The organism is Polaribacter irgensii 23-P (assembly GCF_000153225.1).
In the GTDB taxonomy this organism is placed as follows: domain Bacteria; phylum Bacteroidota; class Bacteroidia; order Flavobacteriales; family Flavobacteriaceae; genus Polaribacter; species Polaribacter irgensii.
In genome coordinates, this window is sequence record NZ_CH724148.1 from 1,043,453 (window position 1) to 1,069,189 (window position 25,737).

Here is a 25,737-nt window from a genome sequence, read left to right on the forward strand (position 1 = left end):
TATGTCTATATACAACGTTAGAAAAGAAGTGATGTTAAACTTAGAAAAAAGCATGCAAAGCTTTATGGATAGGTATTTAATTCCTGCAGAAAAAATTTGGCAGCCGACAGATTTTTTACCCAATTCTCAAAAAGATTCTTTTATCTCTGAAGTGGAGGAAATTAGAGAGATCTCTAAAGAATTACATGACGATTTTTGGGTAGTTTTAGTGGGTGATACGATTACAGAAGAGGCACTACCAACCTACGAGTCTTGGTTGTTAGATCTAGACGGTGTGAACCAAGATCCAGACAATGGATGGGCAAAATGGGTAAGGACCTGGACTTCAGAAGAAAATAGGCACGGAGATGTTTTAAACAAATACTTGTATTTATCAGGGCGTGTAAACATGAGAGAAGTAGAAATTTCTACACAGCATTTGATTGCAGATGGTTTTGATATTGGGACGTCTACAGATCCGTATAAAAACTTTGTATACACTACATTTCAGGAATTAGCCACGTACGTGTCTCACAACAATGTTGCTAAGATAGCGCGTAAAAAGGGTCATAAAGTATTGGCAAAGATGTCTAAAATCATTGCAGGAGACGAAATGCGTCATCACCAAGCATATTCACATTTTGTAAAGGAAATTTTCAAGATAGACCCAAGTGAAATGATGTTGGCTTTTCGGGACATGATGAAATATAAAATTGTAATGCCAGCACTGCACTTAAGAGAATCTTTTGGAGCTAAAGGAACGGCATTTGATGATTTTTCAGCAGTAGCTCAAAGAATAGGAGTGTATACAGGTTTTGATTACGTGGATATCTTAAGGAAATTAAATACCATGTGGGAGATTGATAAAATTACAAATCTAACACCAGAAGCAGAGAAAGCGAGAGATTATTTAATGAAACTTCCAGATAGAATGTATCGCATTTCAGAACGTATTGTAATTCCAGATACAAAGTTTGATTTTAAATGGATGTTGCCCGCTTAAAATATTAGGTGCGCAGTGGTGATTGTTTTAGGGAAGTTTTTTGTGCTTCCTGTGACAATTTCTTATCAAAAATAAAGAGTATAAACCCTTTGGATTTCAAATTCCGAAGGGTTTTTTATTTTTTGAACATATTAATTTCAAAAAGAGAAACTGGAGCTTTCTTATAATGTTCAGGTAAATTTGTGGGATTTTTTAAAGGAAACAATCCAAGAAAATCAAACCCTACATTTTTGTAATGTGTGATGAGTTTTTTATTCTCACCTAGGGTATCTAATCGAATAAACTGAAAACCTTCTTTGCGCGCAAGTGCTTTCGCCCATTGCACAATAACGCTGATAAAATTATTTCCTCGATACTCAGGATTTGTTGCAATTCTATGAATATAGACTGCGCTATCTGTATTTCTTTCTTCCCAGATATCTGGGTCAGAAAAAGTAATGGCCCAAATACAAGCAATTTCATTGTTTCTTAAAAGTTGAAACTGTCTTTTTTCTACAATTTCATCTTCAATCATTTTTCTATCGAAATCGGGCCACACAATTACTTTTTTTTTCGATTTTTGATATTTTGAGGCAAGCTGATATTGTTTAAAAATTGCATCAATATCAGAAATGGAACTATTTTTAATCGTCATAATAGTGGTTTAAAAGAATCGATGGTTAAATTTATTTTGCAATCTATAGCTCGTTTTTGAAATGCAGTTTCATTTTTAGGGTTGGAAGCGTTAAGAGGTTTAGAATGTTAAAAACCTATTGTTAAATTTTAAAAGAGTCCATATCCTTTAAAAATCCAAGTTGTGTTCTTATAGCAGCTTGTTCTTTCCGATGAATGGTGGCATTTACAACTCCATTAGTGTCTTTCTCTACATCAGACAATATTTCTCCAAAATAATTAAGGATCAAAGAGTTGCCCGAATATGCGTAGTTGTTTTGGTCTGTGCCAATTCTATTTACGCCAATGACGTAACTCATATTTTCAATAGCACGGGCTTTTAAGAGACTTTCCCAGGCTTTAATCCTAGCAATGGGCCAATTGGCAACATAGATTAAAAGATCGTATTCCTCTTGGTTTCTAGACCAAGCAGGGAAACGCAAGTCATAGCATATCAGTGGGCAAATTTTCCATCCTTTATACGGGATGAGGGTTTTTTGATTCCCAGCGATGTATACTTTGTCTTCACCTGCAAGGGTAAAACAATGTCTTTTATCATAGCAATGTATTTCTCCAGAGGGGTGCACAAAAATAAAACGATTGTAATAATTTTTAGACGGATGTGTTTTTCCTTTTTCTGCAATAGTAGGGACATTCACGGGTTCACAAATCACAATACTTCCGCAGATGGCAGCTTCCTTTTCTTTGGCAATCTTTTGCATCCAAGAGACCGTAAAACCATCCATCTGTTCGGCAACCTGTTCTGGATGCATTGTAAAACCACTGGTAAACATTTCTGGAAGTACAATGAGGTCTACTGAAGATTCTAATTGGTCTATCTGCTGCTCAAAGTGCTGTATATTTTGTTCGGAATTGTGCCAAATAAGTTCGGCTTGTAGTCCTATTATTTTCAATTCGTTTTTCACTTAAATAAATTTAAAGATGTAACAAGTATAAAAGTAAGTTTTTGTAATTTAGAATCCCAATTGAACACCGTAAAATAACATGCAGTCCTTTATTTCAGAAACGCTCGATTCCATTCTAAAAACAACAACATCTTTTGAAAACGCTGTTTTTATACTGCCTTCCCAAAGAGCCAAAGTGTTTTTAAAACAAACGTTAAAAGATAAAATTTCAGTTGGTTTTTTGCCCGAGACGCTCAATATAGAGCAGTTCGTGCAGCAAGTATCGGAGCTAGAAAAAGCAGACAGTATACAGTTGTTATTTCATTTCTATACGATTTACAAAAGCTTAGAAAAAGACCCAGATTCTTTTGATACTTTTTCTTCTTGGGCATTCACTGTTTTGCAGGATTTTAATGAAATCGATCAAAACTTATTAAAGACAAAAGAGATTTTTATATATTTAAGAGACATCCAACGCTTAAAGAAATGGTCTGTAAGTGGCACTTTTACGGAAACAGAACTCATGAAAGATCATTATTCTTTTTTAGAAAAATTAAATCATTTTTATCCGCCACTGTATGCCTTTTTGATAGAAAAAAAAATTGGGTATCAGGGACTAATGTACCGAGAGGCATGCAAGAAGGTTGATGAGTATTTGGAGAAAAATAAGCGTAAAAAGTTTTTCTTTATCGGTTTTAACGCGTTAAATAAAGCAGAGGAATTTTTGTTTCAAAAAGTCTTGGACACTAATAACGCTGATATTTACTGGGATTTAGATGCTGCTTTTTTCAACTCAAACCACCAAGCAGGAACCTTTATCAGAAAGTATACAAAGGAGTGGAAGTACTATCAGAGAAATGCTTTGAAAACGTTGAGCAATTCTTTTTCTCAGCCAAAAAAAATTGAAGTCATAGGGGCTTCTAAAAACACAACACAATTAAAATATGCTGGGGAAATTTTAGAAAATTTTACAGATTTTAAAAACACGGCATTAATTTTAGCAGACGAGACCTTATTACCGATTACCTTAAACTCTTTGCCAAAAAACATCAACGCTATTAATATTACAATGGGATATCCTTTGAAAGATATCCCTACAACAAGTTTGTTTTTTTCAATATTTCAATTGTTTGTATCTCAAGAAAAATTGCAGAAAACAGCAGTGAATGAGTTTTATCACAAAGATGTGGTTCGATTTTTAAAGCATCAATCGATGCATCCATTATTCTCAAAAAATACCCAATCTTTTGTCACTTCCTTTATCACTGAAATAGGAGAGGAGAACTATATCTTTATTCGGAAGAAACAGTTGGAAGTTGCAGTAATAAAAGAAAGTGCAGAAGTAAGAGAATTAATTTCTTCAATTTTTAGCCCCTATACTTCGATCAACGATTTTTTAGAGAGAATTTTAAACCTTATCCGTTTTCTAAAAGAGGAGGTTACAGGTTTAGAAAAAGAATATTTATTTCGATTTTATACGGTTTTTACGCAGCTAAAAACGCTACAGAAAGAGTATGAATATTTTACAGACCTAAAAACATTGACTTTGTTTTTTAAGCAACTAATTGCTTCAGAGACACTGTCTTTTCAGGGAGAACCTTTGCGAGGTTTACAGCTAATGGGGATGTTAGAGACACGGGTTTTAGATTTTGAAAACATTATTTTAACGTCCACCAATGAAGGCGTGTTGCCCGCAGGTTCTCAGCAAAATTCTTTCATTCCCTTTGATGTGAAACTCGCTTTTGGGTTGCCTACTTACAGAGAGAAAGATGCTATTTTTTCGTATCACTTTTTTAGGTTAATTCAAAGAGCAAAAAATATTTTTATTTTGTACAATACGGAGCACGATGCCTTTGGAAGCGGAGAAAAAAGTCGGTTTGTCACACAGTTGGAAATGATGAGGCCAGACATTATTCAAAAAAATATTGCACCAAAAGTAATTCCTAGTAAAACAGAATTAAAAGAAGTCTCTAAAAATGAGGCGACTTTAGAGCGCTTAAAAGAGTTGGCAACCAAAGGAATATCACCCTCTGCGCTCACCAATTATCTACACAACCCAATTTCATTCTACAAGCAAAAAGTGTTAAAGATTAAGGAGTTTGATGAGGTGGAAGAAACGGTTGCTTTTAATACTTTAGGGACTGTAGTTCATGAGGCCTTAGATGAACTATATAGGCCTTTTGTTGGAAAATTTTTGTCGTTGACAAATGTTGTCAACATGCAAAAAATAGCGAAAGATTTAGTCATAAAACATTTTAAACTTCAATTTAAAAATGGAGATTTAAAAACTGGAAAAAATAGATTAATTTTTGAGGTAGCCAATCGGTTTGTCGCTAACTTTTTATCAAAAGAAATAGACCTACTTCAAGATGAAAAGAACCAATTGAAAATTATTGCCACAGAGGAAAATTTGGCTACAGAAATAACAATTGAAGGGATTGATTTTCCAATAAAATTGCACGGTCAAGTAGACCGCGTGGATGAATTAAATGGAGTCTTGCGAATTATAGATTACAAAACAGGAATGGTGGCTGCAACTAATTTACGAGTACCAGAATTTGAGAATGTACGAGATGAAAAGCATTTGAAAGCAATTCAGGTTTTGCTGTATGCGTATTTGTTTACAAAAAACAAAAAGCATGATTTTTCTCAACCTCTCGAAGCGGGTATTTATTCTTTTAAAAACTTACACAGTGGATTTTTAGCGATTGATTTTGCACCAGCACGCAAGGCACCGGATACAAATATTACCTCCGAAAAACTAGACGCTTTTATAGAAGAGCTTAAAAAATGTATATTAGAGATATTTACGCCTACAACAGGCTTTATTGAGCCGTCAGATTTAAGATATTAGCGTTTATTATCCCTTTAAAACTAGTAATGGAACATTTGAGTAAAACTCTTCTTTAAGGATTGTATTTTTTTCCCAAAGTTTTTGAAAGAATCCTCTTTTTCGTCTTAAAACACAAACCATATCAGGATTTTGAATTTTAATATGTTCTAAAACACCTTGAAAGGTAGTTGCATTTTCGGTGACTGTTAATGTGCTTTGTAATGCCTTTAAATGCGGGTGTAGTATTAAATCCTCTTCCGTATAATTTGGGGTTTTCACCAAAAGTAAATTTACGTCTGCTTTAAATTCTTCAACGACAAATTGCAATGGTTTTAAGATTGTTTTACTTTTTATTATTCCCGATTTAAACGCCATTAAAATAGTAGAAACGGGCTTGTAAATGTATCCTTCTGGAATCGTCAATACCGCTACATTTGATCGTTTTACTAAGCTCCCTGCTGTTCTTCCAAGAAAAAGGTTTTCCTTAATAGAGTTGCTTTTTGCCCCTACAATTACCAAGTCGATTCCCAGCTCTTGGTCGATCGCAGCAACACTGTCTACAACGCTTCCTTTGGCTGAAATTAGCTTGATATCCACATTTTTAAGAACACAAGAATTTACCATAGCTCTTAGGTATAAGTTTGTTTCCCTAGTGATGATGGTATCTACGTTTATCATAGTCCCTGCTTTTGTGAGTGAACTGTATGCTCTAAATACAAATATTTTTGCGTTGATTGCAGCAGCAAAATCAATTGCATATTGCAGTGTTTTTTGAGCATTTTCCGTAGATCCTATTGGTACTAAAATGTGTTTCATAGTGCTTAGAGATAAGGATGCAAAGCTAGTTAATTTTAAGGGAATCCGCTGATTTTCTATTTTTTAGATATGTATCTTTGCAAAAATATTTTTTTTGGATATAAATATTGGCTTTAAGCGCATAAATAAATTGGCAATTCCCGCTTTAATCGCTGGTATTGCAGAACCTGTTTTGTCTATTACAGATACTGCTATTGTCGGGAATATCGACGGTAATGCCACAGAGAGTTTAGCAGCGGTTGGTATTGTAGGTGCTTTTATCTCGATGTTAATTTGGGTGTTTGGCCAAATAAGAAGCGCGATTTCATCTATTATCTCACAATATGTTGGAGCTAATAAAATAAACGAAGTGAAAGAACTTCCTGCGCAAGCAATAGCGATTGTTGTAATTGGAAGTTTGGCCGTATTGGCAATTTCCTATCCTTTCTCTCGGCAAATTTTTGAATTCTATAATGCTTCGGATCAGATTTTAGAATACTGCATCGCCTACTTTAATATTCGAATTTTCGGCTTTCCTTTTGCACTGTTTGTCTTTGCGGTGTTTGGAACATTTAGAGGTCTACAAAATACTTTTTACCCCATGATTATTGCAATTATTGGAGCCTCCTTAAATATTGTCTTAGATATTATTCTGGTGTACGGAATTGAAGGCTATATTCCAGCGATGAACATCGAAGGTGCTGCATATGCAAGTTTAATAGCACAAATTACAATGGCGGGAATTTCCTTGTTTTTATTGATAAAGAAAACACCCATCTCGTTAAAAATAAGTTTTCAACTCCATCCAGAAATTCCGAGGTTATTAAATATGATAGGCAATCTTTTCATTAGAACAATTGCCTTAAATACAGCTTTGTACTTAGCCACTTCGTATGCTACAGCTTACGGGAAAGAATATATTGCAGCATATACTATTAGTTTAAATATTTGGTTGTTAGGTGCCTTTATGATTGACGGGTACTCCAGTGCAGGGAATATTTTATCAGGAAAATTATTAGGTGCAAAAGATTATAAATCGCTGTTAAGCTTAAGTTCGAAACTCTTTAGATACGGAATTGTAATTGGAATTATTGTTGCGGGAGTCGGCGCCCTCTTTTACAATTCTATTGGAAGAATATTTACAAAAGAACCCCTTGTTTTAGAGCAGTTCTATTCTATTTTTTGGATCGTACTAGTCACGCAACCCATAAACGCAGTTACTTTTATTTATGACGGGATTTTTAAGGGGATGGGAGAAATGAAGTATTTGAGAAATTTATTACTTTTATCAACGGGTATTGTTTTTATTCCAACATTGTTGATTTTTGATTATTTTGGTTTTAAGTTGATCGCCATTTGGATCGCTTTTACCTGTTGGATTGTAGCCAGAGGTTTGCCATTAATTCTCAAATTTAGAAGTACTTTCTTACCCCTTGTAAAAGAGAATTAAAATGAAATCTTGGTTTTTTTTATAAGATTGAAAAAAGGGATTTGAGCGCTTTTAAGAATAAAATCATACTTTTACCTCAAATCAATTTCTATGAGTAAAACAAAAGAGAACGGAAGTTTATATACAGATATTCAAAATAAGATTGCTACAATCGCCTTTGGGCACCCTTCAAGCAATTGCTTTCCTAGTGAGTTGTTAGACAGACTCTCTAAGGAGTTTATTTCTTTGGGAAACAATCCGGAGGTTTTAATAATTGTATTGAAATCAGAAGGAGAAAAAGCCTTTTGTGCAGGGGCTTCTTTTGATGAGTTGGTAGCGATTTCAAATTTGGAGGAAGGAGCACTCTTTTTCTCAGGTTTTGCCAATGTAATCAATGCCATGCGAACTTGTGGAAAGTTAATTATTGGAAGAGTTCAAGGAAAGGCCGTGGGTGGTGGTGTTGGTTTGGTAGCAGCCTGTGATTATGTTTTGGCGTCGGAGCACGCCGCCATAAAACTTTCTGAACTTACAATAGGTATTGGTCCTTTTGTTATTGAGCCCGCAGTTTCTCGAAAAATAGGAGTTGCTGAAATGGCTGCACTTACTATGGATGCAACCGATTGGAAAAGTGCTTACTGGGCAAAGGAGAAGGGGCTATACGCAAAGGTATTTGATTCCATTCACGACTTGGACAATGAGGTATCTATTTTCACTGCAAAGCTAGCTTCATACAATCCCGCAGCTTTGGCAGAAATGAAAAAGGTTTTTTGGAGAGGAACAGAAGAATGGAATGCGTTGTTGTCAGAAAGAACTGCTATTTCTGGGAAATTAGTATTGTCTGAATTTACGAAAACAGCACTTTTAAAATTTAAAAAGTAACGGCATGAAAATAATTTCTACAAACATTGGTGCGCGAAAAGAAATCGACTGGAAAGGGACGCTGATTACCACGGGGATTTTTAAATTTCCTGTCGACACTCCTATTTTCCTAGACTTTGAAGATGTGAAAGGAGACGAGATTTCCGACCGTGAAAATCATGGAGGAATCCTACAAGCAACTTACGTCTATTCAGTAAAACATTACGATCACTTTAAACCTTTATATCCAAATTTAGAATGGCAACTTGGGATGTTTGGTGAAAATTTGACGATGGATGATTTAGACGAGACAAAAATTCATGTCGGAGACACTTTTAAAGTTGGAAATGCGATTATAGAGGCAACACTTCAGAGAGATCCTTGTCTGAAATTAGGGGTTCGGTTTAACGACATGAAAATTATAAAGCAATTTTGGAATACTACTTTTTGTGGCGTTTATTTTAAAGTGATCCAACCAGGAAAAGTAACCGTTGGTGACGTGTTTGTGCAAATTAAAAGCTGCTTAGAAAATCCAACAATTGCCGATTTATATCTAGCAAAAAGAGTGGATACGGGCGCGTAGTTTTTAGCGTACTTGTTTGAATGGACTTATTTGTAATTTCTATTTTTGTAGGAATTTGAATACCGAAATTATTCAGTGTGATATCAGGTATATAAAGGGCTATAATCCTTGCGAACTATTCGCGTGTTTTCTGAAATAGTGAAATGGAACCAAGAATTATATCGAGAAGTTGTATTGCTAAAAATTGAAATTTTCAATTCAAATACATTGGTCTCTAATAAATCTATGCAATTGGATAGTAGGGTGAAAATAATTAAACGGCTTCCTCTTTTTTATGCAAAAATCGAGTTAACTTCATGGAAAGATCCAATAATATAATTTTGGCACTCCCGTTTCTTTCGATGTGATATAGGGCATCATTTAGTTCTTTCTCGATGTCCATAATATTTCCAGCATGCACAAAAGGTGCAAATTTTGAAAGATCAAAACCTGTTTGGGTTTCCATGAAAACCAGCTGATCGCTCTTGTAATTTAACAGCAAAGCATTTCTAAAAAATTGCAAACAATATTCTAAAAATTGTTTTTGAGTTTCTCTTCCTGTTCTCGCAATTGTCTCAGACCATTCAATTAATTGTTGGACAACAGCAGCATTTCCTTTTGCTTTAAAAGCGGTCCTAATCCAGGCTACAAACCATTCTTCAAAAACCAAATCATTTCCATCGTTGCGCAATAAATGCAGGGCGTTGTTATAGTTGCCGGCTGCTTGCTGTGCAATTTTAGAAGCCTCTGGTAGGCTGCACTTTTCTCTTTCCATCAACGCACTTGAAATATCATTTTCACTTAAAACAGGAAAATGCAGGGCTTGACAACGGGATTTTATGGTACTTATAATCTGCTCTTCATTTTCTGTAATTAAAATGAAAACAGTTTTATTTGGGGGTTCTTCAATGAGCTTTAATAATTTATTAGCAGCAGCAATATTCATTTTTTCTGCCATCCAAATAATCATCACTTTAAAACCACCTTCAAAAGATTTTAATTGTAGTTTCTTTACTACAGCTTCGGCTTCATCAACACCAATGTTTCCTTGTTTGTTTTCAACACCAATAAATTGCAACCAGTTAAAAAGGCCACCGTAGGGATCACTTGCAATAAAATTGCGCCAATTTTCAAGAAATAAGTTACTTACTGCGTGTTTTTTTACGACATCGTTTGTGGTCACAGGAAATGCAAAATGTAAATCGGGGTGCTGCAATTTATTGCATTTTACGGCGCATGCTTCTGGGTTTTCAGAAGAATTACACAATAAAAATTGTGCATATGCAATTGCCATAGGCAAGGTGCCACTCCCCTCTTTGCCAACAAATAGTTGTGCATGCGGTATTCTCCCATTTTCTGCAGAAACTTGCAAATGGTTTTTTATATGTTCTTGACCTATAATTTGGTTGAAAAGCATCTACAAATATAAAATTTGTTCTGCACACATGCATCAATTTTAGAAAGCAATCTTTGTTTTAGTTTTAGTAGCAAACCCTGAGCTATCACCTAATACTCCTTTAAAATATAAATGCCACGCAAACGATATATTAAATTTTGAGGTTTGAAATTCGATACATCTAAAGAATTAGGTATTTTTGCCCAAAACGATACACCATGAAAATAGTAAAAGATTTTAATTTCAAAAATAAAAAAGCGATTGTTCGCGTAGATTTTAATGTGCCTTTGAATGGTGCTTTTGAGGTAACTGATGCTACTAGAATTCAGGCTGCAAAGCCAACAATTATAGAAATATTAGAGCAGGGTGGAAGCTGCGTTTTAATGTCTCACTTAGGGCGCCCAAAAGGTTTTCAAGAAGAGTTTTCATTGAAACATATTGTGAAATCTATTGAATCTATTATTGGTTATACCGTAAAGTTTATCGACGATTGTATTGGTGATAAGGTCGCAGATGCTGTGGCAAATTTAGAAGCAGGAGAAATCTTGTTATTAGAAAACCTTCGTTTTTATGAAGAGGAGGAAAAAGGAGAGCTTGCTTTTGCAGAAAAATTATCCAAATTTGGAGATATTTATGTAAACGATGCGTTCGGAACTGCGCACAGGGCGCACGCATCTACTACGATTATTGCTCAGTTTTTTAAGGATAACAAATGTTTTGGTAATTTATTAGCGAGAGAAATAGAAAGCATAGATAAGGTTTTAAATAATTCTGAAAAGCCAGTATTGGCAATTTTAGGAGGTGCCAAAGTATCTTCGAAAATTACAGTTATTGAAAATATATTAGACAAAGTAGATCACTTAATTATTGGAGGTGGTATGAGTTTTACTTTTGTCAAAGCACAAGGTGGGAACATCGGAAATTCGATCTGTGAAGACGATAAAATGGAATTGGCATTGGAAATTTTAAAGCAAGCCAAGGCTAAAAACGTGCAAATTCACATTCCTGTGGATGTTATTGCTGCGGATGATTTTTCAAACGATGCAAACACACAAATTTGTGATATTTCTGCAATACCTGACGGTTGGGAAGGTGTAGATGCTGGGCCTAAATCTATCGCAATTTTTGACGCGGTGGTAAATAAGTGTAAGACAATTTTATGGAATGGGCCTTTGGGTGTTTTTGAAATGGAATCTTTTGCCGGAGGAACAATTGCCTTAGGTCATGCGATTGATACTGCAACCAAAAATGGAGCATTTTCTCTCGTAGGTGGTGGAGATTCTGTTGCTGCAGTGAAACAGTTTGGTTTTGCAGAAAAGGTGAGTTACGTTTCAACAGGCGGTGGTGCTATGTTAGAAATGTTAGAAGGAAAAACGTTGCCTGGTATTGAAGCAATTTTAAAATAAGGTTCTATAATTATATGTTTTTTAGCTTAAATTTTTAAATGCTATTTTTTTAAATAAAATTTTAAGGAAGCGTATAATTGTTAAAATTATATGCTTCTTTTTTTAATAGAATATAAGTTCTAATTTCGTGGTTGGATTTTTAGCAAGTGTGCACGCATACAAATACACGAATTAATAAGGAGCAATGAAATACACAAAATTACCAAATACGAATATTGAAGTTTCCAAAATATGTTTGGGAACGATGACTTGGGGAAATCAAAATACGCAAGAAGAGGCTTTTGAGCAAATGGATTATGCGCTCTCACAAGGAGTTAACTTTTTTGACACCGCAGAACTATATCCCGTTCCTGCAAGTCCAGAAACTTATGCAGACACAGAAAGAATTATTGGAAATTGGTTTCAGAAAACTGGGAACAGAGCAAAGGTAATTTTAGCAACTAAAATTGCCGGAGGTGGTGACTATACAAAACATATTAGAACGGGTAAATTCAATCGGAAAAATATTACAGAAGCGGTGGAGGGCAGTTTAAAGCGTCTACAAACAGATTATTTAGACTTGTTTCAGTTGCATTGGCCAGAGCGGGGTGTAAATGCTTTTGGAGTGCGGGATTATCCCTATAAAACAGCGAGTAAGGAAGCAGAAAATCATCTAGAAATCTTAGCCACATTAGATGAGTTTGTAAAAAAGGGAACGCTTAAAGCCATTGGACTTTCAAATGAAACACCTTGGGGTACTATGCAATATTTAGAAACTGCTAAAATTCATAATTTAGCACGTCCAATTACCATTCAGAATTCCTATTCGATGGTGCACAGAGGATATGAGTATGGCATGTCGGAAGTTTCGCTGCGAGAAGACATTGGTTTGTTGGCATATTCGCCCTTGGCGCAAGGTGTGTTGTCTGGAAAGTATTTAGACGGAAATTCACCCGAAGGCTCAAGAGGAGATTTATTTCCACGTTTTATTGCACGGTATATGGGCGATTCTTCTTTAGAAGCCGTGAAAAGATATGACGCTATTGCCAAGAAAAATGGGATTACATTAACGGAGCTTGCTTTGGCGTTTGTGAATCAATTGCCTTTTGTTACTAGCAATATTATAGGGGCAACAAAAATGAGTCAATTAAAAGAAAACATTGGGAGCATCCACATCGATTTATCAGAAGACACTCTGAAAGAAATAGAGGCAGTGCACGCTGCAATACCGAATCCTGCTCCTTAAAGGAGCACTTAGTCTCGAAGGAGCTTATAAATGAGGCCATAAAAAAATCCGAAGTATACTTATACTTCGGATTTTTTTTATCTTTCGACCTTTATTTCTTTACTCTACATTTTCTATCAATCGCATCGCACTGGCTTTGAAACGGTCTTTTTGAACACTTCCAGAAACTTCCGCTTTCCGAATGACTTCACAGAAGCCTGTGTGCTCGTCGTGCGCATCTCCAAAGGCATCAATGTCAAAGCCATCTACAAAATAGGCTTTATGATCAATACGGACTGCTAAGTTGCAACCCTGCTCACTGTTTAATGAAAATTGGCATTGTCCACAAGCAATTTCTACAATTTGAGGTACTTCTTTCCTGTTTGAGCAGGAAAAAGTAATGCTGAAAAGCGTTGCGAAAAGTAATTTTTTCATCCTATTGAATAGCGTTAATTTTATTATTTTAATTTGTTTATTTAACTTTTATCACCTCCCCAAGAATCTCGCAATCCAACAATTTTATTGAATACTAGTTTGTCAGCAGTCGCGTCATCATCAACATTAAAATACCCTAATCGCTGAAATTGAAAACGTTCCCCTATTTCCGCCAATTGCAAACTTGGTTCTAAAAAAGCATGAATTACTTCTAAAGAATTGGGGTTTACAAAATCCATATAGTCTTTGTCTTTGTGCGAATCAGGTGCTTCCTCTAAAAAGAGCCTGTCATACGCTCTAATTTCTGCTTTTACTGCGTGTTTTACAGAAACCCAGTGAAGAGTTCCTTTTACTTTTCGCAAGCTTTCTTCAGAGCCGCTTCCAGACTTGCTCAGTGCGTCATAGGTGCATTGAATTTCGATTACGTTTCCGTTTTCGTCTTTTGTACAGCTTTCTGCTTTGATGATATAGGCACTTTTTAAACGCACTTCTTTTCCTATCTTTAAACGAAAGAACTTCTTATTTGCTTCTTCTCTGAAATCTTCTTTTTCGATGTAAATTTCTCTAGAAAAAGGAACTTCTCTAAATCCAGCAGCGGCATCTTCTTGATTGTTTTCTGCGGTTAAAAATTCTTCTTTTCCTTCTGGATAATTTGTAATTACCACTTTTACAGGATCTAAAACTGCCATAACTCTGTTGGCTGTTTTATTTAAATCTTCACGAATTTTAAATTCTAAAAGGGCGACGTCAATCACGTTTTCACGCCTAGAAACTCCCACAGTTTCTACAAAACTTTTTATCGAATTTGGGGTGTAACCCCTTCTTCGCAAGCCAGAAATTGTTGGCATTCTCGGATCGTCCCATCCCGAAACAACGCCGTTTTCAACAAGTGTTAATAGCTTGCGTTTACTCATAATGGTATAACTCAAATTCAACCGAGAAAATTCTCTTTGCTTGGGTGGATTTGGATATTCAGATTTACCATACTCAAAGACATGGTCTCGGAACCAATCGTATAATTCTCTGTGCGGTTTAAATTCTAAAGAACACAAAGAATGTGAGACTTGTTCGATATAATCACTTTCACCGTGTGTCCAATCATACATTGGGTAAATGCACCAATCATTGCCAGTTCTATGATGAGATTTAAACAGAATTCTGTACATCAACGGATCTCGCAGTAACATATTTGGATTTTCCATGTCAATTTTTGCGCGCAATGTATGACTGCCTTCTTTGAAATTTCCATCCTTCATTCCTTGAAATAATTCCAAGTTTTCTTCCACAGACCGATTTCTAAATGGGCTGTTTGTTCCCAAAGAAGTAGGCGTTCCTTTTTGCGTTCTCATTTCTTCCGATGATTGAGAATCTACATAGGCTTTTCCATTTTTAATCAGCAATACGGCCCAATCGAATAGCTGTTGAAAATAGTCCGAAGAATAACATTCATTTGCCCAAGAATATCCCAACCAAGAAATATCCTTTTTAATGGCATCTACGTATTCTTGCTCTTCTTTTGCAGGGTTTGTATCGTCAAAACGCAGGTTTACGGGTGCATTGTATGTTTCTCCTAAGCCAAAACTAATTCCAATAGCTTTGGTATGGCCAATGTGTAAATATCCGTTTGGCTCTGGTGGAAAGCGAAAGCGTAAACTTTCTTTCGGCATTCCATTTGTCAAATCCTCTTCAATAATATGCTCTAAAAAATTGAGCGTTTTTTTCTCTTCAGACATCATTTTCTACGAAAAATTAAGAAACAAAATTACATAAAATACTTGATTGTCATTGAGCGTTTTGTAACAAAATTGTAAATTCAACTTCTAACAAATAAATACGTTTTACGATGAGTGATCAAATTAGAAATTATAGTTGCCCTAAATGTGATTCCAAAACCTATAAGTTGGGGGAGATGCGGGCTACTGGCGGAACCTTGTCAAAAATTTTTGATATTCAAAATCAGAAGTTTACGAGTGTAACTTGTGAGCGCTGTAAGTACACCGAGTTTTATAAAACGAAAACGAGTGCAATTAGCAATGTTTTTGATTTTTTTACGGGGTAGTAGGTTTCCGTTTAAAAAAGTAGAAGTTGTCTCTCAATTTTAAGGGCTACAATCCCGCGAAAAGGATACGCATGTATCTGATATAAATGCGCATTTCAAAACGATTATTAAAGAAGGAGTAGTTGTTTTTAGAACTATTTATAGGCGTTAAAATTTTCTAAAAGCTTCTGTGATACTTATTTTTTATCGTATTTTTGCAAAGTATGGAAGAGCAAGAAAAAAAACCAGATTTAGTCGTTTTTAATGAAGAAACACAGCGTTATGACGCGGCGTTAAAACCTTACGGGACGTCTGCAAGTTCTCCTGTAATTAAGCCAACAAACACAGCTACTTGGACAGGTGATGGTGTGAGAAGGGTGAATAAAATTTTGAAAGGAAAGTTTGACGAGGTAAAGAAAGAGTATGAAATGCTGATGGAAAAATTTCAGTACAACGACATGCTCTACAATGCCAAGTTTGGGTTTGAACCCATTATCGGAGAAACCTATCATTTGTATATAAATAAAAAGGAAGAATTATTCTTGTCCATTATTGATCCAGATCAATGGAATTTAGAGCATAGAGGGTCTTTTAGATTAAATTCTGACAAAATGTGGGAAAAAATTGAGGAGCTTTCAAATAAAGAAGAATAGATGGGGATAATTCAAGTAAATAATATCAAGCTGTATGCATTTCATGGATGCCTAGATGAAGAGGCCAAAATAGGAAGTGAATATCGGGTTGATGTGGAGGTAAAAGCGGATCTAAGAAAATCAGCAAAGAGTGATGAGTTGGCAGATACTGTCGATTATGTGCATCTAAATCACATTGTTAAAGAAGAAATGGCCATTCGATCTAAATTATTAGAAGAAGTTGCACAGCGTATATTAAATCGGGTTTTTAAGGAAATAAGAAAAGTAAAAAGGGCCAAAGTTGCCGTATCAAAAATAAATCCACCCATTGGTGGAAATGTAGAAGAAGTGGTTATTATTCTTACAAAAAAGCGATAAGCGTAAAAAACACTTGGTATACTTGTAAATTTGTCTAAATTTGCAATCTTTAAATAACATGCAACAACAGCAGTATGTTATTTAAAATACAAAAGGTGTCTTGGCCGAGTGGCTAGGCAATGGTTTGCAAAACCATGTACAGCGGTTCGAATCCGCTAGACACCTCCAAAAACCTCAATCGAAAAGATTGAGGTTTTTTTTATTCAGATTTGAGAGCTCCAAAAAAGAGCAGTCCTCTTGCGACTTTTAAAATATTAAGTTCTGATAAACACCAGATGTTAAAAGAGAATGTTTAGACTTTTATTAACAAAAAAGTGTCCTTTTTTCTGCATATTTGTCTCGATGAAAATTTATCCAATAGAAACGGGGAACTTTAAGTTAGATGGGGGTGCAATGTTTGGTGTGGTGCCGAAGACAATTTGGCAAAAAACAAACCCTGCAGATTCCAACAATCTAATAGACATGAGTATGCGATGCATGCTTATAGAAGACGGAGAGCGTTTACTTTTAATAGACACGGGTTTGGGGGCCAAACAATCAGAAAAGTTTTTTGGTTACTACCATTTGTTTGGAAATTTTTCGCTGGACAACTCACTTGCAAAATTGGGCTTTCACAGAGAAGATATTACAGATGTTTTTTTAACGCATCTTCACTTTGATCATTGTGGAGGGGTTATCGAATGGAATGTGCAAAAAACAGTTTTACAGCCCGCTTTTAAAAATGCAAAATTTTGGTCTAATGAAGCGCATTGGGAATGGGCAACAATTCCAAATCCTAGAGAAAAGGCATCCTTCTTGAAAGAGAATATCAACCCTATAAAAGAAAGTGGACAGTTGCACTTTATTCAAACGGAGGCAATGGACCAAGTTGGTTTTGACGTGTTATTTATGGACGGTCACACAGAAAAACAAATGCTACCAAAGTTAAAGTATCAAGGCAAAACACTTGTTTTTATGGCAGATTTATTACCAACGGTGGGCCACATTCCTTTACCTTATGTCATGGGGTACGATACGAGACCACTTTTAACAATTAAAGAAAAAGCTTCTTTTTTAGCGGAAGCCGCCACCCATAATTATTACCTCTTTTTAGAACACGACGCACACAACGAAATTTGTACTGTAATGCATACAGAAAAAGGCGTTCGACTAAAAGATACTCATAGATTTACAGACATATTTAATTAAGAAAATAGAAATGAACGGATTAAAAACAATAGTTTATACAGCATTTGCTGGTATTATTTTGACAGGTTGTAGTGTAGCTATAAATACGATTCCAGTCCCAAATGGAAGCAATAATGTCCTGAATATTCCTGCAAAAAAAGGAATATTAACAGCGCTTGAGTTGCAGACTTGGAGCCATATGGATTTAGAAACAGATTCTATTCCTGGGATGAGTATTGCAAAGGCATATCAATTCTTAGAAGGGAAAAAGGGAGTGACCGTTATTGTAGCAATTGCAGATTCTGGTGTTGATTTAGAGCACGAAGATTTAATTGGTGTGGCTTGGGAAAATCCAGGAGAAATTGCAGAAAATAACAAGGATGATGATAATAATGGGTATGTAGATGATGTGCGCGGTTGGAATTTCTTAGGAAATAAAGCAGGAGTTATGGTACATGCAGATCAATTAGAAATGACGCGAATTGTAAAGCAGGGAATGCTTCAATTTGGAGACAAAAAAGCAGCAGAAATTTCTGAGGCGAACAGAGTGCCATATGAAGCGTTTGTAAAGTTAAAAGAAAAATATACAAAATCAGTCAACGCACACACAACAGAATTAGAGAATCTTCAAAAAACAGTAGCGAGAATTACTCAAATTGAAGAGAATTTTAAAGATGTAAAAGTGTTTCTTGGGGATGCCGAGATCACAGAGGAAGCTTTAAAAAGTGCACGTCCAGAAAGTGCGTTGCTAGCCGCTAAAATTGCAGATGTTGTGAACATGCTTAGCAAGGGAATGACAGAAGTAGCTATTATTGACTATAAGAAGGAACTAATGACCTATATGGGTGCTAAAAAAGCTTCTAAAAGTTATGATTTAGAATTCAATGCACGCCAATCTTTAGGAGATGACTTATCTGATATTACAGATAAGATTTATGGAAACAATAATATAATTGGGGATCGTGATTTAGAGAGTCATGGAACACATGTCGCCGGAATTGTTGCGGCGTCTAGAAATAATGGTAAAGGGGTAAATGGTGTTGCAGATCATGTAAAAATTATGGCGGTAAGAGTAGTGCCTGACGGAGATGAACACGATAAGGATGTTGCTCTAGGGATACGATACGCGGTGGATAACGGTGCAAAGGTGATCAATACTAGTTTTGGAAAAGCATATTCCCCAAATAAAAAGTGGGTGTATGATGCAATTATATATGCAGCAAAAAAAGACGTACTGATCGTAAATGCGGCAGGAAACGATGGGAAAGATATTGATGTAGAAAGAACATTTCCAAATGATTCTGAAGATTCAATGCATGAAATTTCTGACAATGTTTTGACTATTGGAGCGATGAGTTTGCATTACGATGAACAATTGCCTGCAACTTTTTCTAATTATGGAAAAGTAAATGTAGATGTATTTGCTCCGGGCGTAGCTATTTATGCATCGTACCCAAACAACGCATATGCATCTATTAGTGGAACATCAATGGCAGCGCCTTCTACTGCAGGAGTGGCAGCTTTAGTGCGTTCGTATTATCCGATGCTTTCAGCAAGTCAAGTAAAACACATACTTATGAATTCTGGGATGAAAGTTAATTTTGAGGTTCTCAAACCCGGAACTGAAGAAGCGCGCGTTCCTTTTTCAGACCTATCCGTTTCAGGTAGAGTTGTGAATGCCTACAATGCTTTGAAAATGGCAGATAGAATTGTAGCTGGAAAAAAATAATAGGTTACAATCCCTAGGGGATTCTCAAATTTAAATTTTAATCAACAAACACTATGAAAAAACTCTTAATTTTTATTTTTACAATTGCATTGACAACTTCTTGCGTTCAGGTAAAGGAAGCTGCCGCTCGGCAAACAAATGTGGCTACTAACACTACATATTGGCAGCAGCACATTTCCTATGCAATGGATATCGATGTTGCTGTAGAAAAGCACCAATACAAGGGAACACAGCAAGTAGTATACACAAATAATTCGCCAGATGAGTTGACAAAAGTATACTATCATTTGTATTTTAATGCCTTCCAGCCAGGTTCTCAAATGGATGTAAGATCTTTAAATATTATCGATCCAGATGCCAGAGTTCGGGATAGAATTAGCAAGTTAAATGCGGATGAAATAGGGTATATAAAGGTAAATTCACTAAAACAAAACGGTGCTGCAGTCTTTTACGAAACCGTAGGGACTATTTTAGAAGTTACCTTGAATACACCGGTTAAAGCGGGTGAAAGTGTGACTTTTGATATGCTTTTTGACGCGCAAATTCCGTTGCAAATTAGAAGATCAGGAAGAGATAATAAAGAAGGTGTTGCCTTGTCGATGGCACAATGGTATCCTAAAATGGCAGAATATGATTTTGAGGGTTGGCATACACCTCCTTATATCGCAAGAGAGTTCCATGGAGTGTGGGGTGATTTTGACGTAAAAATTTCAATTGATAAAGAGTATGTTCTCGGAGGTACAGGGTATTTGCAAAACCCGCAAGAAATAGGACATGGTTACGAAGACGTTTCAAAAGCGCTAAACATTCCAAATACAGAAAAGCTAACTTGGTATTTTAAAGCACCCAACGTGCACGATTTTATGTGGGCAGCGGATCCTAATTATCAGCATGATATTTTAACAACAGCAACTGGAATTGATTTACATTTTTTATATAAGAAAGATCTAGCAGTAAAATTTTTACAGAATTGGAAAGATTTACAATCTAAAACAGCAGATTTAATGACCTACTATTCAGCGCATGTTGGAGCGTATCCATATAAGCAATACTCTGTAATTCAGGGAGGAGATGGCGGAATGGAATATGCAATGGCTACTTTAATTACTGGTGAACGAAAGTTTGGGAGTCTCTTTGGCGTAACAGCCCATGAAATGGCGCATACGTGGTTTCAGTTTTTACTAGCTTCTAATGAAAGCAAACATCCCTGGATGGATGAAGGCTTTACTTCTTATATTTCGAACAAAGCAGAAAATTTAATTTTGGAGGAAGGAAGAGAAAACCCACATGCAGGTTCTTACAAAGGGTATAATTATGTAGTAAAGAACAACATGGAAGAGCCGCTTACAACACACGCAGATCGTTATAAAACGAACACGGCATACAGCATCGCGAGCTATTCGAAAGGAAATATTTTCTTGTCACAATTAGAATATGTTATCGGTGCGCAGAACGTTGCAAAGGGACTTAAAAAGTATTTTACAGATTTTAGTTTTAAGCATCCCACACCAAATGACATCAAACGGTCTATGGAAAAAGTGTCTGGAATTCATTTGGATTGGTACTTGAACGAGTGGACACAGACAACCCATACAATAGACTACGGAGTTAAATCGGTGGAAGGAAAAGAAATTACCATCGAAAGAGTTGGGGCAATGCCCATGCCTATAGACTTGGAGGTAACCTATACCGATGGTTCTATAGAAAACTTTAATATTCCGCTGCGAATGATGAGAGGTAATAAGCCAACATCTGCAACTATTATTGAAGATTGGGGCTGGGCATATCCTATTTATTCTTTTACGGCTGCAAAGTTAGTACAGTCTGTAACAATAGATAAAAGCAATTTAATGGCAGATATCAATAGTGAGAATAATCGTTTAGAGGTAAAGTAATTTTTTATCAACAAAAAAAACCACAAATTTGACATCTGTGGTTTTTTTTGTGCTTTGTATTTATTGAATAAGCGATTCTATGCGTTCGTTCGGTATAAAACCTTTTAACATCAAGAAAACTCCACAGACAATCAAAATGACGCCCATGATTTTTTTTACTCTATGGATTACAGGGGCTGTTAATTTATTTTTAAGCTGCTTTGCAAGAAAAATTTTCCCGAGATCTGTGATGAAATAGCTTAATAAAACAACTCCAAAATACCAGAAAATAGCACTTTGATTCATTTTTAAAGTGGGGCCAATGACCAATACTGTTCCAAGCCAAAAAGCCAAGACCCCCACATTTATAAAATTTAAAAAGAATCCTTTAAAAAAAAGTTTTAAATAATTATTTTTTAAAGGAACCTCAATGCTTCGAGCAGAAGCCAATGCTTCCTTTTTGTTTTCTTTTTCTAGGTAGGTGATCAGTCCATATATAATTAAAACGAGCCCTCCTATAAAATATAAGCGAGGATCGTCTTTGATTTTTTCTAACAAAGACCGACTGCCGTAGTACGCAATTAAAATAAAAGATAAGTCCCCTAAAAGAACACCCAAATCGAACACAATTGCCGCCCTTGCTCCTTTTAAAATACTAGTTTGTATGAGCATAAAAAAAACGGGCCCAATCATGAAAGCCATGAAAAAGCCAATTAAAAATGCATTTTTAAAATCATAAATATCCATAGTCGCAAAAATACGGAAATTTATACGTCATCAAAATCAATTGTGAGTTTAGCAGTTATTGGGTGTGCTTGGCAGGTTAAGATAAGACCATCTTCAATCTCACTATCTGTCAAAATAGAATTTTTGACCATGACTGCTTTTCCTTCTGTAACTTTTGCCAAACAAGAGCTACAAACACCGCCTTGACAAGAATACGGAGCATCAATATTATTCCGCAAGTTTGCTGCTAATATATCGTCTGTTTGCTCCATTGTAAAAGTATGGACTTCGTCATCTAGTAGCACGGTAACTTCAGTAGTTCCCTCTTTTACTTGGGCAACCTTATCGGTGTCTACAGTTGCTGTAAATAACTCAAAATGAATCTTTTCTTTTGGGATTTTATTACTTTCTAAAGCCTTAGAAACATTTTTGATCATTTCTTCTGGACCACATAAAAAGGCAGCTTCAAAAGAGGTCTCTTTATACATGTTTTTTACGAAATAGTTGGTCACGTTCCCATCGATTCTTCCGCGTAAACTGTTAATAACTTCCGATCGGCTGTAGATGTAATGTAGTTTAAAACGTTCAGAATACGTTTCTTTTAAATTGTTTAATTCTTCAAAAAAGATAGTATCTGGAACTGATTTGTTACCATACACTAGGGTAAATGTAGCAGTGGTATCTGTATTTAATGTCGTTTTCAACATCGATAAAATTGGAGTAATTCCAGAACCAGCAGCAAAACCTATATAGTTTTTATGTGCTTCAGGTTGTAATAAAAAACGCCCTGCTGGAGCTGCAATTTCTATGGTATCTCCTACTTTTAATTCGGAGACTACATAACTAGAGAAAATGCCTTTTTCTACTTTTTTAATCGCAACTCTAAGCTCACCGCTTTCTGGTGTCGAGCAAATAGAATAGGCTCTTCTAACCATTTCATCATTTATTTTTTGCTGCAATGTAATATATTGCCCAGAAATGAAGTTAAATGTTGCTTTTAAGCTTTCAGGAATGTTAAATACTACAGAAACCGCATCTGCGGCCTCTTGTTTTATTTCTTGTATGTGTACTTTATAAAATTCTGCCATGAATATAATTAGACTAAATTGTTAGCGATCAAATATTCAGCTATTTGAACGGTGTTGGTTGCAGCGCCTTTTCTTAGGTTGTCTGCAACTATCCACAAATTTAAGGTATTTTCTTGAGATTCATCCCTTCTAATTCGACCAACGAACACTTCATCTTTGTCAAATGCAGTAATTGGCATTGGATACAGGTTATTTGCCAAATCATCTTGGACAATTATTCCAGGAGTATCCGTTAGAATTTGACGTATTTCTTTGAGGTCAAAGTCATTTTCAAACTGTACGTTAACAGCCTCAGAGTGGCCTCCAGCAGTAGGAATTCTTACGGCAGTGGCGGTCACAGAAAAAGAGGAATCACGCAAAATTTTCTTCGGTTCTTTTACCAATTTCATTTCTTCTTTGGTGTATCCGTTTTCTAAGAAAACATCACAGTGGGGTAAGGCATTTCTTCCAATTTTATATGGATATGCCATTTCTCCGTCAATACCTGCTTCTTCATTATCTAGTTGCTTAATTGCTTTTACACCGGTTCCAGAGACAGATTGGTACGTAGAAATAACAACACGTTTCATTTTATATTTTAGATGCAACGGAGCTAAGGCCATTACCAATTGTATGGTAGAGCAATTTGGATTTGCAATAATTTTATCCGCTTTGGTTAAGACATCTCCATTAATTTCGGGAACTACTAATTTTTTTGTCGGGTCCATTCTCCAAGCAGAAGAATTATCGATTACTGTGGTGCCCACTGCAGCAAATTTTGGTGCCCATTCTAAAGAAGTGTCTCCCCCTGCAGAAAACAGCGCAATATCCGGCTTCATTTCCAAAGCATCTGCGAGCGTAACAACAGTATATTCTTTTCCTTTGTACGCTAACTTTTTACCCGCAGACCTTTCAGAAGCAACAGGGATAAGCACCGTTATCGGTAAATTACGCTCTTCTAAAACTCTCAACATGACCGTTCCAACCATTCCAGTTACCCCAATTACAGCTATTTTCATTTTTTTATTTTATACTACAAAGATGCTAAAAAAAAGAAAGAAGTGCCTTTTTTAAAGTGCTCTAAATCTCGCAAAGTTTAAAATTCACATGCATAAAATTCTGGTGTTTAAAATTAAACGAAATGGTATCGCTTCAGGTCTGTTTTAAAAGGACCGATTTTAGACAAGCAATTGCACTTTCCTATTTGTTAAGATAAAAGTTAGACAGAATGAAGGTAGCGCAATAGGGAGTGTAGGTTTTAATCTCGTGTTTTCGTGTTTTTAAAATTTATGTATGAATATGGGGCTTGAATTTTTAAAAGAATACACAGGTATATCAGCACTAAGAGCAGGGTTCTTCTTTGTATCTTAAATGTTTCTAAAACGATATTCTAAGGATTCTTTTTTAATTTTTTGTTTACCTTTGAAAAATTTTTAGTTAAAACCAATAGGTATCGCATGCAACTATACAATAAGTTAAGCGGCTTTGAGCGCGCTGCTTTAATAGATGAAGCTGGTAAAGATCGCATTACAGTATCCTTCTATCAGTACTTTAAGATAGAGACTCCACAATTATTTAGAGATAAATTATTTTTAGAGTGGAACGCTTTAGATATTTTAGGAAGAATTTATGTTTCTTTTGAAGGTATAAATGCACAATTATCAGTGCCTTCTGAAAACTTACATGCTTTAAAAAATCAGTTAGATAGTATTTCTTTTTTAAGAGATATCCGATTGAATGTTGCGCTAGCGCATGATAATAAATCGTTCTTAAAGCTGAAGATTAAAGTAAAAAATAAAATTGTTGCAGATGGTTTGAAAGATGAAACTTTTGATGTCACCAATAGAGGAGTGCATTTAAATGCAACGGAATTCAATGCGATGTTGGCACATCCTGATACGGTTTGTGTGGACATGAGAAACCATTATGAAAGTGAAATTGGTTATTTTGAAGGAGCAGTAACACCGGATGTTGATACGTTTAGAGATTCTTTAGATGTTATTGAGCAAGATTTGAAAAATAACAAAGAGGATAAGAATTTATTGATGTACTGTACAGGTGGTATTCGTTGTGAAAAAGCCTCGGCATATTATAAGCATAAAGGATTTAAGAATGTTTTTCAATTGGAAGGTGGGATCATTGAATATACACGACAAGTGCAAGCAGAAGGAATCGAAAATAAGTTTATTGGTAAAAACTTTGTATTCGACCAACGAAGAGCAGAGAAAATTACAGAAGATGTAGTTGCTAGCTGTCATCAATGCGGTGTGCCTTGTGATACGCATACTAATTGTGCAAACGACGGTTGTCATTTGTTATTTATTCAGTGCGACGAATGTTCTGAGGCGAAAAATAATACTTGCTCTGAAGAATGCCAGGATGTAATTCAATTATCTTCTGAAGTGCAAAAAGAATTGCGAAGAGGTAAAGAAATTACAGGCGAAACTTTCAAGAAAGGGCGAAGTGCAGTTTTAAAGTTTAAGAAGAAGTTCTCCTAAAATTAAAAATAAAATTTCTCATTTTTAAGCTGGTTTTTGTTTAAAAAATCCCTTTTACTTCTCACTCGGATTTCATATATTCGCTGATTAGACTTTGTGAAGTTGCTTTTTTGTAGCGACTCCACAAATAAATTATGAACCCAAAATAGCGATTAGTTATAAGTTGTTCGCT

At 35.6% G+C, this 25,737-nt stretch carries 23 protein-coding genes and 1 tRNA gene; 15 read left to right on the plus strand and 9 right to left on the minus strand.

What is annotated here, in order from left to right:
- Position 1 precedes the first annotated feature (1 nt).
- On the plus strand, positions 2–982 hold the full coding sequence (locus PI23P_RS04670) for an acyl-ACP desaturase (protein WP_004569597.1): 981 nt from the start codon (positions 2–4) through the stop codon (positions 980–982).
- A 115-nt stretch (positions 983–1,097) separates the two neighbouring features.
- On the opposite strand, the gene PI23P_RS04675 is transcribed toward PI23P_RS04670, so the two are convergent.
- Together PI23P_RS04675 and PI23P_RS04680 are read right to left on the minus strand one after the other, a co-directional pair.
- Positions 1,098–1,616: a GNAT family N-acetyltransferase gene (locus tag PI23P_RS04675; RefSeq protein WP_004569598.1), complete on the minus strand. Its 519-nt coding sequence runs from the start codon at positions 1,614–1,616 to the stop codon at positions 1,098–1,100.
- Positions 1,617–1,737: 121 nt separating this feature from the next.
- Complete coding sequence (locus tag PI23P_RS04680) at positions 1,738–2,559, minus strand: amidohydrolase (RefSeq protein WP_004569599.1); 822 nt, start codon at positions 2,557–2,559, stop codon at positions 1,738–1,740.
- Between the two features lie 79 nt (positions 2,560–2,638).
- On the opposite strand from PI23P_RS04680, the gene PI23P_RS04685 reads away from it, so the two are divergent.
- Complete coding sequence (locus tag PI23P_RS04685; RefSeq protein ID WP_004569600.1) at positions 2,639–5,392, plus strand: PD-(D/E)XK nuclease family protein; 2,754 nt, start codon at positions 2,639–2,641, stop codon at positions 5,390–5,392.
- A gap of 6 nt (positions 5,393–5,398) precedes the next feature.
- On the opposite strand, the gene PI23P_RS04690 is transcribed toward PI23P_RS04685, so the two are convergent.
- Positions 5,399–6,187 carry a universal stress protein gene (locus PI23P_RS04690; RefSeq protein ID WP_004569601.1) on the minus strand — a complete coding sequence of 263 codons (789 nt, stop codon included), beginning with the start codon at positions 6,185–6,187 and terminating at the stop codon, positions 5,399–5,401.
- A gap of 94 nt (positions 6,188–6,281) precedes the next feature.
- Between PI23P_RS04690 and PI23P_RS04695 the strand changes: the two genes are divergently transcribed.
- The 3 genes from PI23P_RS04695 to PI23P_RS04705 all read left to right on the plus strand — a co-directional run bounded on the left by PI23P_RS04695 (position 6,282) and on the right by PI23P_RS04705 (position 9,036).
- The gene (locus tag PI23P_RS04695; protein ID WP_004569602.1) at positions 6,282–7,616 is read left to right on the plus strand and encodes an MATE family efflux transporter; all 1,335 of its coding nucleotides are present in this window, start codon (positions 6,282–6,284) and stop codon (positions 7,614–7,616) included.
- A 90-nt stretch (positions 7,617–7,706) separates the two neighbouring features.
- On the plus strand, positions 7,707–8,474 hold the full coding sequence (locus PI23P_RS04700; RefSeq protein WP_004569603.1) for an enoyl-CoA hydratase/isomerase family protein: 768 nt from the start codon (positions 7,707–7,709) through the stop codon (positions 8,472–8,474).
- Positions 8,475–8,478: 4 nt separating this feature from the next.
- Positions 8,479–9,036 (plus strand): MOSC domain-containing protein, encoded by a 558-nt coding sequence (locus PI23P_RS04705; RefSeq protein ID WP_004569604.1) that lies wholly within the window; start codon positions 8,479–8,481, stop codon positions 9,034–9,036.
- 253 nt (positions 9,037–9,289) lie between these two features.
- On the opposite strand, the gene PI23P_RS04710 is transcribed toward PI23P_RS04705, so the two are convergent.
- Positions 9,290–10,432 carry a DNA polymerase III subunit gene (locus PI23P_RS04710; protein WP_004569605.1) on the minus strand — a complete coding sequence of 381 codons (1,143 nt, stop codon included), beginning with the start codon at positions 10,430–10,432 and terminating at the stop codon, positions 9,290–9,292.
- Between the two features lie 197 nt (positions 10,433–10,629).
- Between PI23P_RS04710 and PI23P_RS04715 the strand changes: the two genes are divergently transcribed.
- Both PI23P_RS04715 and PI23P_RS04720 read left to right on the plus strand, forming a co-directional pair.
- Positions 10,630–11,817, plus strand: coding sequence for a phosphoglycerate kinase (locus PI23P_RS04715; RefSeq protein WP_004569606.1), 1,188 nt, complete (start codon positions 10,630–10,632; stop codon positions 11,815–11,817).
- Positions 11,818–12,001: 184 nt separating this feature from the next.
- The gene (locus PI23P_RS04720; protein ID WP_004569607.1) at positions 12,002–13,042 is read left to right on the plus strand and encodes an aldo/keto reductase; all 1,041 of its coding nucleotides are present in this window, start codon (positions 12,002–12,004) and stop codon (positions 13,040–13,042) included.
- Positions 13,043–13,141: 99 nt separating this feature from the next.
- Here PI23P_RS04720 and PI23P_RS04725 read toward each other — a convergent pair whose 3' ends face one another.
- Complete coding sequence (locus tag PI23P_RS04725) at positions 13,142–13,456, minus strand: DUF6370 family protein (RefSeq protein ID WP_004569608.1); 315 nt, start codon at positions 13,454–13,456, stop codon at positions 13,142–13,144.
- A gap of 41 nt (positions 13,457–13,497) precedes the next feature.
- The gene (locus PI23P_RS04730; RefSeq protein ID WP_004569609.1) at positions 13,498–15,189 is read right to left on the minus strand and encodes a glutamine--tRNA ligase/YqeY domain fusion protein; all 1,692 of its coding nucleotides are present in this window, start codon (positions 15,187–15,189) and stop codon (positions 13,498–13,500) included.
- Between the two features lie 110 nt (positions 15,190–15,299).
- On the opposite strand from PI23P_RS04730, the gene PI23P_RS04735 reads away from it, so the two are divergent.
- From PI23P_RS04735 to PI23P_RS04765, 7 genes are all read left to right on the plus strand, one after another.
- Positions 15,300–15,515: a zinc ribbon domain-containing protein gene (locus PI23P_RS04735; RefSeq protein WP_004569610.1), complete on the plus strand. Its 216-nt coding sequence runs from the start codon at positions 15,300–15,302 to the stop codon at positions 15,513–15,515.
- Between the two features lie 203 nt (positions 15,516–15,718).
- Complete coding sequence (locus tag PI23P_RS04740) at positions 15,719–16,147, plus strand: DUF2452 domain-containing protein (protein ID WP_004569611.1); 429 nt, start codon at positions 15,719–15,721, stop codon at positions 16,145–16,147.
- Positions 16,148–16,504 (plus strand): dihydroneopterin aldolase, encoded by a 357-nt coding sequence (gene folB, locus PI23P_RS04745; protein WP_004569612.1) that lies wholly within the window; start codon positions 16,148–16,150, stop codon positions 16,502–16,504.
- A gap of 94 nt (positions 16,505–16,598) precedes the next feature.
- A tRNA-Cys gene (locus PI23P_RS04750) sits at positions 16,599–16,672 on the plus strand.
- A gap of 174 nt (positions 16,673–16,846) precedes the next feature.
- Positions 16,847–17,692 carry an MBL fold metallo-hydrolase gene (locus PI23P_RS04755; protein WP_004569613.1) on the plus strand — a complete coding sequence of 282 codons (846 nt, stop codon included), beginning with the start codon at positions 16,847–16,849 and terminating at the stop codon, positions 17,690–17,692.
- A gap of 10 nt (positions 17,693–17,702) precedes the next feature.
- Positions 17,703–19,400 carry a S8 family peptidase gene (locus tag PI23P_RS04760; protein ID WP_004569614.1) on the plus strand — a complete coding sequence of 566 codons (1,698 nt, stop codon included), beginning with the start codon at positions 17,703–17,705 and terminating at the stop codon, positions 19,398–19,400.
- Between the two features lie 53 nt (positions 19,401–19,453).
- Entirely contained in the window at positions 19,454–21,295 is a 1,842-nt protein-coding gene (locus tag PI23P_RS04765; RefSeq protein WP_004569615.1) for a M1 family metallopeptidase, read from the plus strand.
- Between the two features lie 60 nt (positions 21,296–21,355).
- Here PI23P_RS04765 and PI23P_RS04770 read toward each other — a convergent pair whose 3' ends face one another.
- The 3 genes from PI23P_RS04770 to PI23P_RS04780 are packed head-to-tail and all read right to left on the minus strand — an operon-like array spanning position 21,356 to position 24,086.
- Entirely contained in the window at positions 21,356–22,021 is a 666-nt protein-coding gene (locus PI23P_RS04770; RefSeq protein ID WP_004569616.1) for a LysE family translocator, read from the minus strand.
- 20 nt (positions 22,022–22,041) lie between these two features.
- Positions 22,042–23,088, minus strand: a complete 1,047-nt coding sequence (locus PI23P_RS04775; protein ID WP_004569617.1) for a ferredoxin--NADP reductase — start codon at positions 23,086–23,088, stop codon at positions 22,042–22,044.
- 8 nt (positions 23,089–23,096) lie between these two features.
- A complete protein-coding gene (locus PI23P_RS04780; RefSeq protein ID WP_004569618.1) occupies positions 23,097–24,086 on the minus strand; it encodes an aspartate-semialdehyde dehydrogenase in 990 nt (329 codons plus the stop codon).
- Positions 24,087–24,524: 438 nt separating this feature from the next.
- Between PI23P_RS04780 and trhO the strand changes: the two genes are divergently transcribed.
- Positions 24,525–25,565: an oxygen-dependent tRNA uridine(34) hydroxylase TrhO gene (trhO, locus tag PI23P_RS04785; protein ID WP_018941894.1), complete on the plus strand. Its 1,041-nt coding sequence runs from the start codon at positions 24,525–24,527 to the stop codon at positions 25,563–25,565.
- The last annotated feature ends 172 nt before the right edge of the window (positions 25,566–25,737 follow it).

Coding starts and splice junctions, on each gene's coding strand:
- PI23P_RS04670 (WP_004569597.1), top strand. CDS start 2: ATGTCTATATACAACGTTAGAAAAGAAGTGATGTTAAACTTAGAAAAA.
- PI23P_RS04675 (WP_004569598.1), bottom strand. CDS start 1,616: ATGACGATTAAAAATAGTTCCATTTCTGATATTGATGCAATTTTTAAA.
- PI23P_RS04685 (WP_004569600.1), top strand. CDS start 2,639: ATGCAGTCCTTTATTTCAGAAACGCTCGATTCCATTCTAAAAACAACA.
- PI23P_RS04690 (WP_004569601.1), bottom strand. CDS start 6,187: ATGAAACACATTTTAGTACCAATAGGATCTACGGAAAATGCTCAAAAA.
- PI23P_RS04700 (WP_004569603.1), top strand. CDS start 7,707: ATGAGTAAAACAAAAGAGAACGGAAGTTTATATACAGATATTCAAAAT.
- PI23P_RS04705 (WP_004569604.1), top strand. CDS start 8,479: ATGAAAATAATTTCTACAAACATTGGTGCGCGAAAAGAAATCGACTGG.
- PI23P_RS04710 (WP_004569605.1), bottom strand. CDS start 10,432: ATGCTTTTCAACCAAATTATAGGTCAAGAACATATAAAAAACCATTTG.
- PI23P_RS04715 (WP_004569606.1), top strand. CDS start 10,630: ATGAAAATAGTAAAAGATTTTAATTTCAAAAATAAAAAAGCGATTGTT.
- PI23P_RS04720 (WP_004569607.1), top strand. CDS start 12,002: ATGAAATACACAAAATTACCAAATACGAATATTGAAGTTTCCAAAATA.
- PI23P_RS04725 (WP_004569608.1), bottom strand. CDS start 13,456: ATGAAAAAATTACTTTTCGCAACGCTTTTCAGCATTACTTTTTCCTGC.
- PI23P_RS04730 (WP_004569609.1), bottom strand. CDS start 15,189: ATGTCTGAAGAGAAAAAAACGCTCAATTTTTTAGAGCATATTATTGAA.
- PI23P_RS04735 (WP_004569610.1), top strand. CDS start 15,300: ATGAGTGATCAAATTAGAAATTATAGTTGCCCTAAATGTGATTCCAAA.
- PI23P_RS04740 (WP_004569611.1), top strand. CDS start 15,719: ATGGAAGAGCAAGAAAAAAAACCAGATTTAGTCGTTTTTAATGAAGAA.
- folB (WP_004569612.1), top strand. CDS start 16,148: ATGGGGATAATTCAAGTAAATAATATCAAGCTGTATGCATTTCATGGA.
- PI23P_RS04755 (WP_004569613.1), top strand. CDS start 16,847: ATGAAAATTTATCCAATAGAAACGGGGAACTTTAAGTTAGATGGGGGT.
- PI23P_RS04760 (WP_004569614.1), top strand. CDS start 17,703: ATGAACGGATTAAAAACAATAGTTTATACAGCATTTGCTGGTATTATT.
- PI23P_RS04765 (WP_004569615.1), top strand. CDS start 19,454: ATGAAAAAACTCTTAATTTTTATTTTTACAATTGCATTGACAACTTCT.
- PI23P_RS04770 (WP_004569616.1), bottom strand. CDS start 22,021: ATGGATATTTATGATTTTAAAAATGCATTTTTAATTGGCTTTTTCATG.
- PI23P_RS04775 (WP_004569617.1), bottom strand. CDS start 23,088: ATGGCAGAATTTTATAAAGTACACATACAAGAAATAAAACAAGAGGCC.
- PI23P_RS04780 (WP_004569618.1), bottom strand. CDS start 24,086: ATGAAAATAGCTGTAATTGGGGTAACTGGAATGGTTGGAACGGTCATG.
- trhO (WP_018941894.1), top strand. CDS start 24,525: ATGCAACTATACAATAAGTTAAGCGGCTTTGAGCGCGCTGCTTTAATA.